Source organism: Glycomyces salinus, from assembly GCF_016428645.1.
GTDB lineage: Bacteria > Actinomycetota > Actinomycetes > Mycobacteriales > Micromonosporaceae > Glycomyces > Glycomyces salinus.
Genome location: NZ_JAELXW010000074.1, coordinates 32,902 through 49,056 on the forward strand (window position 1 = coordinate 32,902; position 16,155 = coordinate 49,056).

Genomic DNA, 16,155 nt, shown 5'->3' on the forward strand with positions numbered 1-16,155 from the left:
GAGCGGGTGTGCGTGCACACCCCGTTCGTCGCACCATGGGGCCGGTCAGGGAAGGAAGGCAGCCGCGATGACACCACCGCACAACTACCTCGCCGTCATCAAAGTCGTAGGAGTCGGAGGCGGCGGAGTCAATGCTGTCAACCGGATGATCGAGGCCGGACTCAAGGGCGTCGAGTTCATCGCGATCAACACCGACGCCCAGGCATTGCTGATGAGCGACGCCGACGTGAAACTGGACGTGGGCCGCGAACTGACCCGTGGACTCGGCGCCGGGGCCAACCCGGATGTCGGGGCCCGGGCCTGCGAGGACCACCGCGACGAGATCGAAGAGGTCCTCAAGGGCGCCGACATGGTGTTCGTCACCTGCGGGGAGGGCGGCGGCACCGGCACCGGCGGCGCGCCCGTCATCGCCAACATCGCGCGCAAGCTCGGTGCGCTCACCATAGGGGTGGTCACCCGCCCCTTCGCCTTCGAGGGCAAGCGCCGCCAGACCCAGGCCGTTTCGGGGATAGAGGATCTGCGCAACGAGTGCGACACGCTCATCGTCATCCCCAACGACCGACTGCTGCACCTCGGCGACCGCAACATCTCCATGATGGACGCCTTCCGCCTGGCCGACCAGGTGCTGCTCTCCGGTGTCCAGGGAATAACCGACCTGATCACCACGCCCGGACTGATCAACCTCGACTTCGCCGACGTCAAGAGCGTCATGAGCGGGGCCGGATCGGCGCTGATGGGCATAGGCTCGGCCAGAGGTGAGAACCGCGCGGTCGAGGCGGCCAGGGCCGCGATCGAGTCGCCGCTGCTGGAGCAGAGCATGGAGGGCGCGCGCGGGGTGCTCCTGTCCATCGCCGGCGGGTCCGATCTCGGCCTGTTCGAGATCAACGACGCCGCCGAACTCGTCTCCGACTGCGCCCACACCGACGCCAACATCATCTTCGGCGCGGTCATCGACGACGCCCTCGGCGAGGAGGCCCGCGTGACCGTCATCGCCGCCGGGTTCGAACAGGACCAGGCCGAGTTCGAACTGGCGCAGCCGAGCCGGATCTCGCCGAGCGTCCCCGAGATGGACAAGAAGCCCGAGCCGGCCGCCGACCCGGAGCCGCCGCGCGAATCGGCCGCGCCCGAGCCGCGCAAGGTCCTGTTCGACGACGTGGACGTCCCGGACTTCCTCAAGAATGGCTCCTGAGCCCGGACGCCGAGAACGGCTTCTGGCCGCGCTGTCGCGCACCCGCGAAGACCTCGCGGCCGCGTGCGCCGCGGCCGGACGCGAGCCGGGATCGGTGCGGCTCATCGTGGTCACCAAGAACTTTCCCGCCTCCGACGCCCGGATCCTGATCGAGGCCGGGCAGGCCGACCTGGGGGAGAACCGCGACCAGGAGGCCGCGGCGAAGGCCGCCGCGCTCGCCGAGGACGGCCTGGAACCTACCTGGCACTTCGTGGGCCGGTTGCAGCGCAACAAGGCCCGCTCGGTGGCCGAGTACGCCGACTGGATCCACTCGGTCGACCGCGCCCGTCTGGTCGACGCCCTCGACCGGGCCGCCGAGGCCCGCGGCCGGGAGGTGGGCGCGCTGCTCCAAGTCAGCCTCGACGGCGACGTCTCGCGCGGCGGCGTGCCGGTCCCGGAGCTGACCGCTCTGGCCGAACGGGTCGCCGCGTCCGCCTCGCTGCGGCTGCGCGGAGTGATGGCCGTCGCGCCCCTGGACTGGGAGCCGCTCAAGGCATTCGAGCTGCTGGCCGAGTGCTCCCAGGCCGTGCGCGGGGTCGACGCGGCCGCGACCGAGATCTCGGCGGGCATGAGCGGCGATTTCGCCGAGGCGATCGCATGCGGGGCCACAATGGTCAGACTCGGGAGAAACGTGCTCGGTGAACGTGAATCCATGACGTAAGGTGTTGGACTACCGGGAATTCAGCCGCCAGTGACGGCCGGATATCGCACCAAAACCACATCCGTGTAAGGAGACGGCGCTAGGATGAGACCGCGTACCTGACTCAACAGGGGCGGCCCGAGGAGGGAGCACGATCGATGGGCGCGATGCGGAAGGCAGGAGTATGGCTCGGCCTCATCGAAGACGAGGAGGACCGCGGATACGGGGACGCTTACGAGGAGAACGACGAGTTCGCTGAGGAGCGGCCGGTTCGCAGTCGTCAGACCCAGCGCGCCACCGGCAGGCTGGGTCGCGAAGGGGGACGCGAGGAGCGCGGCACCGTCCGCCAGCTCAACCGCGGCTCCGGTTCGGTGACCCCGCTGAACCGCGACAACCTCGCCCTGGCCGAGTCCGCTCCGGTGCGCGCGGTCCCCGAGCCCGAGCAGACGAGCACCAACTACCGGATCACCACCCTCCACCCGACGACCTACAACGAGGCGCGCACCATCGGTGAGCGCTACCGCGAAGGCACCCCGGTCATCATGAACCTCTCGGAGATGGAGGAGGCCGACGCCAAGCGGCTGGTCGACTTCGCCGCGGGGCTGATCTTCGGGACGAGGGGCTCTTTCGAGCGAGTCACCAATCGAGTGTTCTTGCTCTCTCCGCCGCACATTCAGGTGACCGCCGAGGACAAGGCGAAGATCGCCGAGGGCGGTTTCTTCAACCAGTCGTGACTGAGGGATACTGCCGAACGTGAACCTGGCATTGCAGCTGATCTATCTGGCGCTTTTCGTCTTTTATCTATTTCTTCTCGGCCGTCTGGTCGGCTCCGTGGTCGTCCAGTTCTCCCGGAGATGGGAGCCGGGCCCCCGGGCCGCGGCCCTGCTAGAGACCATGTTCAGCGTGACCGACCCTCCCCTGAAGGGGTTGAGGAGAGTGATCCCGCCTCTCAGGCTTGGTACTGTATCGATTGATCTGGCGTTCCTGGCGCTGCTGCTGATCGTGTGGATCCTGATGGACTTCGTCATCGGGCGCGCGATCTCCTAGCCGTGCCGGGGGTGGCGCGAGACCCGTAAGGTGTCGAGTGGCCCTGGCCGCCAGGCGATAGCGAGAAGGAGTTTCGAATGCCGCTGACCCCAGCAGACGTTCACAACGTCACGTTCAAGAAACCCATGCTCGGAAAGCGCGGATACGACGAGGACGAGGTCGACGGCTTCCTCGACGAGGTGGAACGCGAGCTCGCCCGTCTCAGTGACGAGAACGGCGAGCTTCGGGCCCAACTCGAGAGCCTCCGCGCCGGTGCTCCCCCCGGAGCAGCCGACCATGCCGAGATGGCCGCCGCGCTCGACCGGGCGCAGCGGGAGAAGCACGCCGCCGAGCAGCAGCTCCAGGAGCTGGACGCCGAGCTGCACGAGATCCACCAGCAGATGGTGGCGGCGCAGCAGCAGGCCCAGCAGTTCCAGCAGCAGGTGCAGCAGCTCCAGCAGGGCGGAGCGCCGCAGCAGGGCGGCGACGGCCAGGGCGGGGAGCAGGAGGCCCTGCGGCTGCTGATGGTCGCCCAGCGCACCGCCGACGAGCACCTGGAGGACTCGCGCCGCGAGGCCGACACCCTGGTGACCGAGGCCCAGCGCGAGGCCAAGACCATGGTCTCCGAGGCTCAGCACGAGTCGAAGACGATGATGACCCAGGCCCAGCGCGAGGCCGAGCACATGGTCGGCGAGGCCCGTGCGCAGGCGGAGGACCTGGTCGGTCAGGCCCGCGACAAGGCCGAGCGCCTCGAGCTCGAGGCCGAGGCCGAGCGCCAGAAGGTCATGGGGGCCCTCGAGGAGAAGCGCGGGTCGCTGCTCAAGCACATCGAGGAGCTCAAGACCTTCGAGCGCGAGTACCGCACCCGCCTGAAGCTGTACCTCGAGAGCCAGCTCCGCGACCTCAACGGCCAGCAGGGCGTCGAGGACTCGGCTGAAGAGGCCGTGGCCGAGCAGCCGGTCGAGAACGAGCGCACCGGCGCCCGGACCGGCGGCTTCGCCGGCATCCCGAGCGCGCGGAACTGAGATCACGAGCGCCCCGAAGGTTTTCGGCCCCGGGGCCATAACCTGAACCTGCGTCGCCTCGTTAAGCATGGTTGAGCGGCAGGGAACCGCCCGCGACTTGCGGATTCTCGGCTCGCGAACGTCCTCGGACGGTCTCGCGGGCCGTGAATCCCACGAGCGGAGGAGGTTCCCGCCGCTGCCCATGCGTTCAGATGCCGCGGCCCGCTTGGGGCCGCAAGGGACTGCACGAACGGAACACGCCCTTCGTGCTGGGGAGGCGACTCGTCGTGATCGTCAGCAGCCTGCTGATACTCGTCACCGCGACGGTCTTGTTGGCCATAGGAATGGTCAGCGGCAACAACGGTCTACTGATCTCGTCGATCGCGGCCAGTCTGGCCGCGGGGACGGCGCTCTATGTCGGCGCGGTCTCGCGCGCCAGACGCCGCCCGAGCCCGCGGCCGCGTCCGGCCGCCGACGACACCCAGGAACTGACCCGGATCGTCGATGACACCCCTACCACCGAGATACCGGTCGTGCGCGGCCGGATCTTCGAGCCGACCGACTACGCGATCGACCGGGAACCGGAGCTCCGCTTCGAGGACCCGCCGCGTCAGCGCGCCGTCGGCGGGCGCCATCAGGCCGACGACGACCTGCGGGACGAGCCGCTCGAGCAGCGGCTGACCAGCGTCGAGAAGGCCTCGCTGATGCGGCTCGACGCCGAGGTCGCCGTCGTCGACGGCAGGCCGCGGTTCCACCACGGCGGCTGCGTGCACCTGGTCGGGCGCGACCCCGAGCCGCTGCCGGTGGCCGAGGCGCTGGATCTGGGATTCACCCCGTGCGCGCTGTGCGAACCGGTCTCGCGTCTGCTGATGGCACCGGTCGCCGGACTCTAGAGGGCACGGACAGTCGGGGTCCAAGTTCCCGAAGTAATTGACCTACTTGCAGCTGTTGCGTATCCTGTGAGTTTAATTGCGCGGCGTGCGTCCAGTTTTCGGGGACCTGGCCGCGCATTGTCCTCGTCTTGACGAGGTGTCATGAGGTACGCGACTTGGGGAGCCAGGATGCTGAACGCCCGATCCGCGGATAACGGTGCGCGGCTCCGCCTCGCCCCGAGCCGTCCGGAACCGATCCCGACATACCCCTCCAGAGGCCCGTCATGAATGCTGCCAAGAAGTCCCAGAAGCAGGCCGCCAAGAAGCAGGCGGTCAAGAAGGCGGCGAAGAAGACCGCCAAGAAACAGCCCGCCGCCAAGCAGGCAGCGAAGCCGGCGCCGGCCAAGAAGGCCGCCAAGAAGGCGGTCGCCGCGCGCTCGGAGTCCGAGCAGGCGGAGCTGCGCGCGGCCCTCAAGGAGCGCTTGGACGAGCTGACCGACGAGCAGCAGCGGTACATCGACTCGATCGCCACCGCCCAGCGCGAGCGCCTGTCCGACACCGCCGGGGACGACCAGATCGACTCGGGCTCCAAGACCGTCGAGCACGAGCACGAGGTGGCCGTGGCCGGCGCGATCTCCGAGCGGATCCGCCAGGTCAGCCACGCGCTGGACCGGCTCAACGAGGGAGACTACGGCATCTGTGAGAGGTGCGGCAACCCCATCCCGGCGGCGCGGCTGGCCGCCTTCCCGTCCGCTACGCTCTGCGTCAGTTGCAAACAGTTGGAGGAGAGACGCTGAGCGAGGACACACAGCCCGAGACCGCCGACACGGACGGGGACGAGTCGATGGAGAACGGCCCCCCGAGGCGCCGGCTCGTCCTGACGGTGGCCTGCTACCTGATCGCGGCCGCCGTGATCTCCCTTGACCAGGTCACCAAGGCGCTGGCGCTGGCGAACCTCGACCCGGCCGATCCGGTGCGGATACTCGGCGGCCTGGTCTACCTCGACCTGACCTGGAACTCCGGCGCGGCCTTCAGCATGTTCACCGACTACACGTGGGCGCTGGCCATCGTGGCCGCCGCGGTGGTCGGGTTCCTGATCTTCCTGGCCCGGAAGATCGTCTATCCGGTCTGGGCGATCGCCCTGGGCATGGTGCTGGGAGGCGCGGCCGGGAACCTGATCGACCGGCTCTTCCAGGAGCCGGGCTTCGGCCAGGGCCACGTCATCGACTTCATCAGCGTCTTCGAGCCCGACGCCCAGGCGTTCCCGATCTTCAACTTCGCCGACTCCTCGCTGGTGTGCGGCGTGATCCTGATCGTGCTGCTGGAGCTGACCGGGCGCGGATTCTCGCCGGAGGCCCGCCGGGCCCACCGCGAGGAGAAGGAGAAGTGACCGGCCCGAGGCCGGTGCGCTCGATGCCGGTGCCCGAGGGATTCGAGGGCGACCGGGTCGACCAGGTCGTCTCCCGGATGCTGGGGCTGTCCCGCACCGTGGCCGCCGAGCTGGTCACCGCCGGGGACGTCACGATCGACGGCCGGCCCTGCGGCACCAAGTCCGAGCGCCTCAGCGTCGGGGCCTGGCTCGAGGTCACCCTCCCGCCGCCCCCGGACGACGTCGTCACCTTCCGCGAGGAGCCGGTCAAGGGCCTGGAGGTGCTGCACTCCGATGACCACATCGTGGTGGTCGACAAGCCGGTCGGCGTCGCCGCCCACCCCAGCCCCGGCTGGACCGGGCCGACCGTCACCGGCGGGCTGGCCGCGGCCGGGTACCGGCTGTCGACCCACGGCGCCGAGGAGCGGCAGGGGATCGTGCACCGCCTCGACGTGGGGACCTCGGGGATCATGGTCGTCGCCAAGAGCGAGCTCGCCTACTCCGAACTCAAGCGCGCCTTCAAGGAGCGGCGCGTCTCCAAGAGCTACCGCGCGGTCGCCCAGGGTCACCCCGACCCGCTCTCGGGCACCGTCGACGCCCCGATCGGGCGGCACCCGCGGCACGACTACAAGTGGGCGGTGGTCGCCGACGGAAAACCCAGCGTCACCCACTACGACACGCTCGAGGTGTTCCCTGGCGCGTCCCTGATGGACGTAGGGTTGGAGACAGGCAGGACCCACCAGATCCGGGTGCACTTCTCGGCCCTGGGGCATCCGCTGGTCGGCGACGCCACTTACGGCGCCGACCCGACCATGGCCGAGAAGCTCGGCCTGAATAGGCAATGGCTGCATGCCTATCGGCTCCGATTCGTCCACCCGGGAACCGGAAGGTCAGTCACCTTCGAGAGTGAATACCCCACAGATCTTGAGACCGCTCTGGCGCGGTTGCGGGCCGAACAGTGACCGACCACTACACTTGGTCGCGGGTGGAAGTCGTCAGGCTGGGAAAGGCATGACAGTTCAACCTGGCCGAGAGGAGGAAGCGCGTGGGCTCGCCCGAAGCTTGGAGCGGAGAGCGCCCGGAACCCGGGTCCCGTTGGCGGAATCTGCTGGGACGCGGCCGAGGCAGGGGCGCGCAGCAGACGCCCTCGCCTCCTCCGCGCGAGTCGTACGCCTCTCCTCCGGTGGCACCGGTGTCGGCGCCCGCGGCCGGTAGGCGGCCGGTGCCGCAGCAGCTGCCGCCGCAGACGCCGCCGCAGCGCGGCCTGCCGCCCCAGCAGACCCGGCCCCCGCAGACCGAGGCGGCCCCCGATCCGGCCGCGATCGAAGCGCTCCGCCGCGACCTGGGCCGCAGCCAGGTCATCGCGTTCATCAACCCCAAGGGCGGGGTCCACAAGACCACCGCCACGGTCCTTTCCGCGGCCGCCATGGGTTCGGCCCGCGGCGGCGGCGTCATCGCCTGGGACGACAACGAGCTGCGCGGCACGCTGGGCCTGCGCGCCGGGTCGGCCCGCCACGGGCGCACCATCAGGCACCTGGTCGAGCACCTCGCCGAGGTCGAGGCCGCCGGGGTGCACCTGCCCGAGCACCTCGACGAGTTCCTCCGCCACTCCGCCGACGGCTCCTTCGACGTCCTGGCCGGGGACGAGGATCCCAAGCTCCAGCGGCAGCTCGACCCGACCACGGTGCTGCGGGTGCTCGACATCCTCACCCGCACCCACAAGGTCGTGTGCATCGACACCGGCAACAACGTCGAATCGCAGAACTGGCGCACCGTCGTGGCCAACGCCGACCGGCTCGTGGTCACGACCGTGCCCCGCGAGGACGCCGCGTTCTCGGCCGACTGGATGCTCGACCTGCTCGAGGAGCACAACTACGGGCACCTGGTGCGCGACGCGGTCACGCTGCTGTCGATGCCCACCCCGGGCGCCGGGCCGCTGCTGGAGGACCTGCGCAGGCACTTCTCCTCGCGCACCCGCGCCGTATCCGTCGTCCCCTACGACCCGGCCCTGGAGCCCGGCGCCAAGATCGAGTTCTCGGCGCTGCGCCCGGCCACCCGCGTCGCCTGGTTCGACGCCGCCGCCACCATTTTCGACGGGTTGTGACCCTGTGGCAGGATCGTCGGCGTGACAGACGACGAGACCGTGCCCCTCAAGGCCGCTCCCGATCCCGAGACGCCCGAAGCAGAGCCCGAGCCGGGTCCTGAGAGGCGGACCCTCGGACGCGACCTCCTCGCGGCCGGTGCGCTCGCGGTGGTCCTGGCCGCGCTCGGCTTCCCGCTGGCGATGCTGTGGCAGGTGATCACGCCGCGCGTCGAGTACGTCACCGTCGACGGCGGCTGGTACTCGGTCGAGACCTACTCCGACGGCTTCGTGCTCGGCGACCTCTACTTCGCCGGGCTCGGCCTGATCCTGGGGATCGTGGTCGCGATCGCGGCCTGGACGGCCATGCGCGCGCGGCGCGGGCCGGTCGTCCTGCTCGGCCTCGTGGTCGGCTCGGTCGCCTGCCAGGTCGTGGCCTGGCGCATCGGCCGCCACGAATGGGAGCAGTTCTGGGAGGCGGTCCGGGCCGCCCCGCCGGGAGTGCACATGTGGCGGCCTCCGGCGGTCCTTTTCGTCGATCTCGACCCGGGGGCGGCCTGGGGCGCGGCGCGAGTCGGGGATTTCACAGAGGCCCTGTCCTCGCTCCAGCTCGGCGGGCTGGCCGTCATGGCCCTCGCGGCGGTCTTCACTTACACCATTTGCGCAGGTTGGTCACGTCGGCCCAACCTTCGGTCGGACGTTCCCGAATAGCGGTATCCCCGTCGCGCCCGATCCGGCGCCGATTACGCTTGTACCGTGCTCAGACGCATTGATCTATCAGGAGAAGTTGCCGACTACCCGGTCCGCGCCCTGCGCGGACTGCTGCCGCGCGCCGCGTTCGACGTGAACGCCGCCCTGCGGGAGATCCAGCCGCTGCTGGACGACATCTCCCATCGCGGCACCTCCGCGGTGGTCGAGGCCGTCGAGCGGTTCGACGGTGTGCGTCTGGAGCACCTGCGCGTCCCCGAAGCCGCGATCAAGGCCGCCCTGGCCGACCTCGATCCGGACCTGCGCCGCGCCTACCAGACCTCCATCGACCGGGCCCGCAAGGCCCACGAGGCCCAGCGCCTTCCCGAGGTCGTCACCGAAGTCGCCCCCGGCGGCATCGTCACCGAACGGTACGTGCCGGTCGGCCGCGTCGGCCTGTACGTGCCCGGCGGCCTCGCCGTGCTCGCCTCTTCGCTCATCATGAACGTCGTCCCGGCGCAGATCGCCGGTGTCGGCTCGATCGCGCTCACCAGCCCTGCCCAGAAGACCAACGGCGGCCTGCCCGCCGGCAGCATCCTCGCCGTCGCCGGAATGCTCGGCATCGACGAGGTCTACGCGGTCGGCGGACCCACCGCGATCGGCATGTTCGCCTACGGCACCGACGAGTGCGAACCGGTCGACATGATCACCGGGCCCGGCAACATCTACGTCACCGCCGCCAAGCGCGCCGTCAAGGGCCTGGTCGGCATCGACGCCGAGGCCGGGACCACCGAGATCGCCGTCATCGCCGACGCCGGGGCCGACCCCGCGCACGTCGCGGTCGACCTCATCAGCCAGGCCGAGCACGACCCGGCCGCCGCCAGCGTCCTCATCACCGACTCGGCCTCCCTGGCCGACGCCGTCGACGCCGAACTGGAACGGCGCGTCCCGGCCACCCGCCACGCCGAGCGCATCGCGACGGCCCTGGCGGGGGAGCAGTCCGGCACGATCCTCGTCGCCGACCTCGACGAGGCGGTGACCGTCGCCGACGCCTATGCCTCCGAGCACGTGGAGATCCAGACCGCGAACGCCCGCGAACTGGCCCCGCGCATCCGCAACGCCGGGGCGATCTTCGTCGGCGCCTACTCGCCGGTCTCCCTCGGCGACTACTGCGCCGGATCGAACCACGTCCTGCCGACCGGCGGGTGCGCCCGCCACTCGGCCGGGCTGAGCGTCCACACGTACCTGCGCGGCGTCCACATCGTCGACTACTCCCGCGAAGCGCTCGCGGAGGTCGCCGACGACGTGGTGGCCTTCGCGAACTCCGAAGACCTCCCCGGCCACGGCGAAGCGGTGACGGCGAGGTTCGAGCGGTGACCGAGATCGAGGACCTGCTGCGCGAGGACCTGCGCGGCCAGTCGCCCTACGGCGCGCCCCAGCTCGACGTGCCGGTGCAGCTCAACACCAACGAGAACGCCTACGCGATCCCCGACGACGTCGCCGAGGTCATCGAGGGGTACCTCGCGCGCCAGACCCGGGGCCTGAACCGCTACCCCGACCGCGACGCGGTCGCCCTCAGACAGGACCTGGCGGCATACCTCGCCGCACACGGCGGGCCCGGCCTGACCGCGGACCACGTGTGGGCCGCCAACGGCTCCAACGAGATCCTGCAGCAGCTGCTCCAGGCTTTCGGCGGCCCCGGCCGCACCGTGCTCGGATTCATGCCGTCGTACTCGATGCACCCGCTGCTCGCGCGAGGCACCGGCACGGCCTTCGTCGACGCCGGACGCGAGGCCGACTACACGCTCAGCGCCCACTACGTGCGCGAGGCGATCGGCGCGCACGACCCGGACCTGGTGTTCCTGGTCAGCCCGAACAACCCGACCGGGACCGCGCTCGCGGCCGAGGTCATCGAAGCCGCCTACGAGGCCGCCCGCGGCATCGTGGTCGTCGACGAGGCGTACGCCGAGTTCGCCCGCGACCCCGGCTCGACCGCGCTGCACCGCCTCGCGGGCCGGCCGCGCCTGGTCGTCACCCGCACCATGTCCAAGGCATTCGCCTTCGCCGGCGCCAGGGTCGGATACCTTGCGGCCGACCCCGAGCTGGTCGAGAAGCTGCTGCTGGTGCGGCTGCCGTACCACCTGTCGAGCCTGACCCAGGCCGCCGCGCGCGGCGCGCTCGCCTGCGCCCCGCGGCTCCAGTCCGAGGTCGACCAGCTCAAGCACCAGCGGGACCGGATCGTGAAGCACCTGCGAGCCAAGGGCCTCCCGGTCGCCGACTCCGACGCGAACTTCGTGCTCGTCGGCGGACTGGCCGACGCCGCCGCCGTCTGGCGGGCGATGCTGGACGAGGGTGTCCTCATCCGCGACGTCGGCCTGCCGGGCCGCCTGCGCGTCACCGCCGGAACCGAAGAGGAGACCACCGCCCTGCTGGGGGCCTTCGAGACCGTCATGGCCGCACGGCCGGACCTATTTGAGGAGAGCGAGTAAGTGAGCCGAAAAGCCCGTGTCACCCGAACCACCGGTGAGACGAGTGTCGACGTGCACGTCGACCTCGATCCCGCCGACAAGACCGTGGAGATCGCCACCGGCGTCGGCTTCTTCGACCACATGCTCCACCAGCTCGGCAAGCACGGCGGCTTCGGGCTCAAAGTGAAGGTCAAGGGCGACCTGCACATCGACGCCCACCACACGATGGAGGACACCGCGATCGCGCTGGGCCAGGCGTTCGCCGAGGCGCTCGGCGACAAGGCCGGCGCGGTCCGCTTCGCGGACGCCTCCGTGCCGCTCGACGAGGTCCTGGCCCGCGCGGTGGTCGACCTCTCCGGGCGGCCCTACATGGTCCACGAGGAGCCGGTCGACATCGCCCCGATGATCAACACCGACTACCCGACCTCGATGACCCGGCACATCCTGGAGTCCTTCGCCTACCACGCGAAGATCTGCCTGCACGTGACCGTGCTGCGCGCCTCGAACCCGGGCCAGAAGCCCGACGCCCACCACGTGATCGAGGCCCAGTTCAAGGCTCTGGCGCGGGCGCTCAAGGCCGCCACGCGCATCGACGGGGACGAGATCCCGTCCACCAAGGGCGTGCTGTGAACGAGTACGTCGGACCGATCCTGCTCATGGCCCTGGCCGGGATACTCCTCGGCGGAGCCCAGAGCCTGCGCAAGAACGAGAAGTACGCCGCCTCCGCCGCCTGCGCGGTCATGGCCTTGGCCGCGTTCATCGGCGGCGTCTCCCTCATCTACGGCTAGGAGACCTCCAGTGTCCAAACCGAGCATCGCCCTGTTCGACTACGGCTCAGGGAACCTCCGTTCCGCCTTCCGCGCCTTGGAGCGGGCCGGAGGCCAGGTGGAGCTGACCGGCGACCTGGACGCCGCGCGCCGCGCCGACGGGCTCGTGGTGCCCGGTGTGGGCGCCTTCGCCGCCTGCATGGCCGGGATCGCGGGGCACGGGCTCGACGGGGTGGTGCGCGAGCGCGCCGCCGCCGGCGCGCCGGTGCTCGGCATCTGCGTCGGCGAGCAGGTCCTGTTCGAGGAGGGCATCGAGCACGGCGTCGAGACCGCCGGCATCGGCGTCTTCGAGGGACGGGTCGACCGGCTCGTGGCCGACCGGGTGCCGCACATGGGATGGAACACCGTCGAGGCGGCCGAGGGCATGCGCCTGTTCGCCGGGATCGACCCGGCCGAGCGGTTCTACTTCGTCCACTCTTACGCGGCCAAGACCCCGCCACCCGGCGCGGCGGTGGCCACCGCCGTCCACGGCGAGCCGTTCGTCGCCGCGGTCGAGCGCGGGCCGGTCTCGGCCACCCAGTTCCACCCCGAGAAGTCCGGCGACGCCGGGCGTGCCCTGCTCACCAACTGGATCGAAGGACTGAGATGAAGACACTCGAATTGCTCCCGGCCGTCGACGTCACCGGCGGCAAGGCCGTACAGCTCGTGCAGGGCGTGGCCGGGTCCGGCAAGCAGTACGGCGAGCCGCTCGACGCGGCCCTCGAATGGCAGCGGCAGGGCGCCGAGTGGCTGCACCTGGTCGACCTGGACGCGGCCTTCGGGCGCGGCACCAACCACGAGCTGCTCGCCCGGGTCGTGGGCAGGGTGGACATGAAGGTCGAGGTCTCCGGCGGCATCCGCGACGACGAGTCCCTGGAACGGGCCCTGGCCTCCGGCGCGCGGCGCGTCAACATCGGGACCGCCGCCCTGGAGAACCCCGAGTGGTGCGACCGGATCTGCGGCGAGTACGGCGACCGGGTCGCGATCGGTCTGGACGTCAAGGCCGGCCGTCTGGCCGCGCGCGGGTGGACCCGCGAGGGCGGGGAGCTGTTCGAGACCCTGGAGCGCCTGGAGCGGGCCGGGTGCGAGCGGTACGTGGTCACCGACGTCAAGAGCGACGGGATGCTCTCGGGTCCGAACCTGGAGCTGCTGCGGAGCGTCTGCGAGGCCACCGACAAGCCGGTGATCGCCTCCGGCGGGGTGTCCTCGCTGGAGGACCTGCGGGCGCTGGCCGGACTGACCGGCGACGGCGTCGAGGGCGCGATTGTGGGTACGGCCCTGTACGAGCGTAACTTCACGGTCGCTGAAGCGTTGAACTTGCTGAAGGGGCTCTGAGGCAGGGCCCCAAGCAGGGGAGGCGCGCATGGCACTGGTCCATCGAGTGGAGGAGACGGGGCCGTGGGCGCAGCTCTACGGCTATTCGCGGGCGGTCGCGGTCGGTCCGCTGGTGGTCACCAGCGCCTGCACGGCCGACGTGGACGGCCGCCCGAGCCTGATCGACGATCCGGCCGCCCAGGCCAAGGAGGCGTTCCGGACCGCGCTGGACGCGATGGTCCACGCCGGGGCGAGCGTGGCCGACGTGGTCCGCAGCAGGCTGTACGTGACCGACCCGTCCTATGCGGACGCGGTGGGCCGGGTCCACGGCGAGTTCTTCGGCGTGGTGAAGCCGACCGCGACTGTCGTGGCCGTCTCCCAGCTGCTGCAGCCCGGTCAATTGGTGGCGGTAGAACTCGAAGCCTTCCGGGCCTGGAGAGAGATAGACTGAGCGGCCTTAACGATCGTTCAGTATCCGGGTAGGCTTGGCCTCAGGAGGTGTCGACGTGGACCCTGAGGAGATCGCCGAAGGCCGAAAGCGCTGGGAGAAGCGGTACGAGGCCGCCCCGAAGCGCGACGCGGATTTCACCACCCTGTCCGGGATGGAGGTCGATCCGGCCTACGGCCCGTCCGAGGACGCGGCCGACCCGCGGATGGAGCGCATCGGCTGGCCGGGCGAGTTCCCCTACACCCGCGGGCTCTACCCGACCGGCTACCGGGGCCGGGCCTGGACGATCCGGCAGTTCTCCGGCTTCGGCAACGCCGAGCAGACCAACGAGCGCTACAAGATGCTGCTGGGCGCGGGCGGCGGCGGGCTCAGCGTCGCGTTCGACATGCCCACGCTCATGGGCCGCGACTCCGACGAGCCGGCCTCGCTCGGCGAGGTCGGCCACTGCGGGGTCGCCATCGACTCCACCGCCGACATGGACGTCCTGTTCGACGGCATCGACCTGGGCAAGACCACCACCTCGATGACGATCTCGGGCCCGGCCGTGCCGATCTTCTGCATGTACCTGGCCGCGGCCGAGCGGCAGGGCGTCGACATCGGCACCCTGGACGGAACCCTCCAGACCGACATCCACAAGGAGTACATCGCCCAGAAGGAGTGGCTGTTCCCGCCAGAGCCGCACCTGCGGCTCATCGGCGACCTCATGGAGTACTGCGGGGCCAACATCCCGCGCTACAAGCCGCTGTCGGTCTCCGGCTACCACATCCGCGAGGCCGGTTCGACCGCCGCGCAGGAGCTGGCGTTCACCCTCGCCGACGGCTTCTCGTACGTGGAGCTGGGGCTCTCGCGCGGGCTCGACGTCGACCGCTTCGCGCCGGGGCTGTCGTTCTTCTTCGACGCGCACCTGGACTTCTTCGAGGAGATCGCGAAGTTCCGCGCGGCCCGCCGCATCTGGGCGCGCTGGCTGCGGGACGTCTACGGCGCCGAGACCGAGCGGGCCCAGTGGCTGCGGTTCCACACCCAGACCGCCGGCGTCTCGCTGACGGCGCAGCAGCCGTACAACAACGTCGTGCGCACCGCGGTGGAGGCGCTCTCGGCCGTGCTGGGCGGGACCAACTCCCTGCACACCAACGCGCTCGACGAGACCCTCGCGCTGCCGACCGACCAGGCCGCCGAGATCGCCCTGCGCACCCAGGCCGTCCTGCGCGACGAGACCGGCGTGACGAACGTGGCCGATCCGCTGGGCGGGTCCTGGTACGTGGAGGCCCTGACCGACAAGGTCGAGGCCGCAGCCGAGGAGATATTCGGCCAGATCCTCGCCCTCGGGGGCGAGCCCGGCGAGGACCCGGCCGAGACCGCCAGGGCCGCGATGGGAGCCGGACGCCATGAGATCGGGCCGGTCACCGCCGGAATCCTGCGCGGCATCGAGGACGGCTGGTTCAACGCCGAGATCCACGAGGCGGCCTTCGCCTACCAGCGGCAGCTCGAAGAGGGCGACAAGCACATCGTGGGCGTCACCGAGCTGACCGACACGGTCACCCCGGAGCTGGAGACGCTCAAGATCTCCCACGAGATCGAGCGCGACCAGAACGCCGCACTCGGACGCCGCCGCGCCGGGCGCGACGGCGCGGCGGTCGACGCGGCGCTCGAACGCATGGTCGAGGTGGCGCGGGGCGACGGGAACCTCATCGAGCCGATCCTGGAGGCCGCCCGCGCCGAGGCCACGCTCGGCGAGATCTGCGGCGCGCTGCGGCGGGAGTGGGGCGAGTACCGCGAGCCCGCCCGGATCTAGGACCGTCCGGGAGCGGAATGGCCTTCGATTCGCAGGCCATTCGGAATTCGCTTTCCTTATGGGTCTCGCACTATTTTCAGGGTGGCTTTCGGCCGGTCGGATCCGGTCTGTCTTCTTGCGTCCTCGGCGGCGCCCTCTGCCGCTGAATCCGATGTTGATCTTGTCCACAGGGGTGAATCCATGTCCCGCGGTGTGTTGAGTGCGGCGTCTGGACCTGTGTATATATAGTTCAGGAGGCCCTTATAAAAATGCATGTGATCGGCACTACTTTTGAATTTACCTCGATATTCTCTCGCGGTACTGGACTCGTGGTCCAGAAGTAGTAGGCTGATCGTGTTGTCGGATATTCACGTTCATAGGTGCCACTCGTTTCGCCCTTTACAACTCGTCAGATGCCTTGTCCCCGGATGGCAGGAGCGGC

General features: G+C 70.0%; 18 protein-coding genes and 1 pseudogene. All 19 read left to right on the forward strand.

Going from position 1 to position 16,155, the window contains the following annotated elements:
- Positions 1-67: 67 nt before the first annotated feature.
- Positions 68-1,007 (forward strand): annotated as a pseudogene (gene ftsZ / locus JFB92_RS18260) (cell division protein FtsZ); the annotation flags it as partial.
- A 171-nt stretch (positions 1,008-1,178) separates the two neighbouring features.
- The gene (locus JFB92_RS18265) at positions 1,179-1,889 is read left to right on the forward strand and encodes a YggS family pyridoxal phosphate-dependent enzyme (RefSeq protein ID WP_199042182.1); all 711 of its coding nucleotides are present in this window, start codon (positions 1,179-1,181) and stop codon (positions 1,887-1,889) included.
- A 137-nt stretch (positions 1,890-2,026) separates the two neighbouring features.
- A complete protein-coding gene (locus JFB92_RS18270; RefSeq protein ID WP_199042184.1) occupies positions 2,027-2,602 on the forward strand; it encodes a cell division protein SepF in 576 nt (191 codons plus the stop codon).
- A 19-nt stretch (positions 2,603-2,621) separates the two neighbouring features.
- Positions 2,622-2,915: a YggT family protein gene (locus JFB92_RS18275; RefSeq protein WP_199042186.1), complete on the forward strand. Its 294-nt coding sequence runs from the start codon at positions 2,622-2,624 to the stop codon at positions 2,913-2,915.
- 77 nt (positions 2,916-2,992) lie between these two features.
- Entirely contained in the window at positions 2,993-3,919 is a 927-nt protein-coding gene (locus JFB92_RS18280) for a DivIVA domain-containing protein (protein ID WP_199042188.1), read from the forward strand.
- Between the two features lie 266 nt (positions 3,920-4,185).
- Complete coding sequence (locus tag JFB92_RS18285) at positions 4,186-4,791, forward strand: hypothetical protein (protein WP_199042190.1); 606 nt, start codon at positions 4,186-4,188, stop codon at positions 4,789-4,791.
- Positions 4,792-5,054: 263 nt separating this feature from the next.
- Complete coding sequence (locus tag JFB92_RS18290; RefSeq protein WP_199042192.1) at positions 5,055-5,567, forward strand: TraR/DksA family transcriptional regulator; 513 nt, start codon at positions 5,055-5,057, stop codon at positions 5,565-5,567.
- On the forward strand, positions 5,540-6,160 hold the full coding sequence (gene lspA / locus JFB92_RS18295) for a signal peptidase II (protein WP_199042194.1): 621 nt from the start codon (positions 5,540-5,542) through the stop codon (positions 6,158-6,160). The genes JFB92_RS18290 and lspA overlap by 28 nt, the downstream gene beginning before the upstream one ends.
- A gap of 23 nt (positions 6,161-6,183) precedes the next feature.
- Positions 6,184-7,101, forward strand: a complete 918-nt coding sequence (locus tag JFB92_RS18300) for an RluA family pseudouridine synthase (RefSeq protein ID WP_199042224.1) — start codon at positions 6,184-6,186, stop codon at positions 7,099-7,101.
- 260 nt (positions 7,102-7,361) lie between these two features.
- Positions 7,362-8,243, forward strand: coding sequence for a MinD/ParA family ATP-binding protein (locus tag JFB92_RS18305; protein ID WP_307789208.1), 882 nt, complete (start codon positions 7,362-7,364; stop codon positions 8,241-8,243).
- Between the two features lie 21 nt (positions 8,244-8,264).
- The gene (locus JFB92_RS18310) at positions 8,265-8,930 is read left to right on the forward strand and encodes a DUF2567 domain-containing protein (RefSeq protein ID WP_199042198.1); all 666 of its coding nucleotides are present in this window, start codon (positions 8,265-8,267) and stop codon (positions 8,928-8,930) included.
- A 45-nt stretch (positions 8,931-8,975) separates the two neighbouring features.
- The gene (gene hisD / locus JFB92_RS18315) at positions 8,976-10,283 is read left to right on the forward strand and encodes a histidinol dehydrogenase (protein ID WP_199042200.1); all 1,308 of its coding nucleotides are present in this window, start codon (positions 8,976-8,978) and stop codon (positions 10,281-10,283) included.
- The gene (locus tag JFB92_RS18320; protein WP_199042202.1) at positions 10,280-11,395 is read left to right on the forward strand and encodes a histidinol-phosphate transaminase; all 1,116 of its coding nucleotides are present in this window, start codon (positions 10,280-10,282) and stop codon (positions 11,393-11,395) included. Before hisD ends, JFB92_RS18320 begins: the two co-directional genes overlap by 4 nt.
- Positions 11,396-12,004, forward strand: coding sequence for an imidazoleglycerol-phosphate dehydratase HisB (gene hisB / locus JFB92_RS18325; RefSeq protein WP_199042204.1), 609 nt, complete (start codon positions 11,396-11,398; stop codon positions 12,002-12,004). It begins immediately after the preceding gene.
- The gene (locus JFB92_RS18330; RefSeq protein WP_199042206.1) at positions 12,001-12,162 is read left to right on the forward strand and encodes a CG2302 family histidine operon protein; all 162 of its coding nucleotides are present in this window, start codon (positions 12,001-12,003) and stop codon (positions 12,160-12,162) included. The genes hisB and JFB92_RS18330 overlap by 4 nt, the downstream gene beginning before the upstream one ends.
- 10 nt (positions 12,163-12,172) lie before the next feature.
- On the forward strand, positions 12,173-12,790 hold the full coding sequence (hisH, locus tag JFB92_RS18335) for an imidazole glycerol phosphate synthase subunit HisH (protein WP_199042208.1): 618 nt from the start codon (positions 12,173-12,175) through the stop codon (positions 12,788-12,790).
- Positions 12,787-13,515, forward strand: coding sequence for a bifunctional 1-(5-phosphoribosyl)-5-((5-phosphoribosylamino)methylideneamino)imidazole-4-carboxamide isomerase/phosphoribosylanthranilate isomerase PriA (priA, locus tag JFB92_RS18340; protein ID WP_199042210.1), 729 nt, complete (start codon positions 12,787-12,789; stop codon positions 13,513-13,515). Before hisH ends, priA begins: the two co-directional genes overlap by 4 nt.
- Positions 13,516-13,543: 28 nt before the next feature.
- On the forward strand, positions 13,544-13,945 hold the full coding sequence (locus JFB92_RS18345) for a Rid family hydrolase (RefSeq protein ID WP_199042212.1): 402 nt from the start codon (positions 13,544-13,546) through the stop codon (positions 13,943-13,945).
- A gap of 55 nt (positions 13,946-14,000) precedes the next feature.
- Entirely contained in the window at positions 14,001-15,734 is a 1,734-nt protein-coding gene (gene icmA / locus JFB92_RS18350; RefSeq protein ID WP_199042214.1) for a coenzyme B12-dependent isobutyryl-CoA mutase large subunit, read from the forward strand.
- Positions 15,735-16,155: the final 421 nt, after the last annotated feature.

Excerpts from the sequence above, each read along its gene's own strand:
- JFB92_RS18265 (WP_199042182.1), top strand. The coding sequence starts at position 1,179 with ATGGCTCCTGAGCCCGGACGCCGAGAACGGCTTCTGGCCGCGCTGTCG.
- JFB92_RS18270 (WP_199042184.1), top strand. The coding sequence starts at position 2,027 with ATGGGCGCGATGCGGAAGGCAGGAGTATGGCTCGGCCTCATCGAAGAC.
- JFB92_RS18280 (WP_199042188.1), top strand. The coding sequence starts at position 2,993 with ATGCCGCTGACCCCAGCAGACGTTCACAACGTCACGTTCAAGAAACCC.
- JFB92_RS18290 (WP_199042192.1), top strand. The coding sequence starts at position 5,055 with ATGAATGCTGCCAAGAAGTCCCAGAAGCAGGCCGCCAAGAAGCAGGCG.
- JFB92_RS18300 (WP_199042224.1), top strand. The coding sequence starts at position 6,184 with ATGCCGGTGCCCGAGGGATTCGAGGGCGACCGGGTCGACCAGGTCGTC.
- priA (WP_199042210.1), top strand. The coding sequence starts at position 12,787 with ATGAAGACACTCGAATTGCTCCCGGCCGTCGACGTCACCGGCGGCAAG.
- JFB92_RS18345 (WP_199042212.1), top strand. The coding sequence starts at position 13,544 with ATGGCACTGGTCCATCGAGTGGAGGAGACGGGGCCGTGGGCGCAGCTC.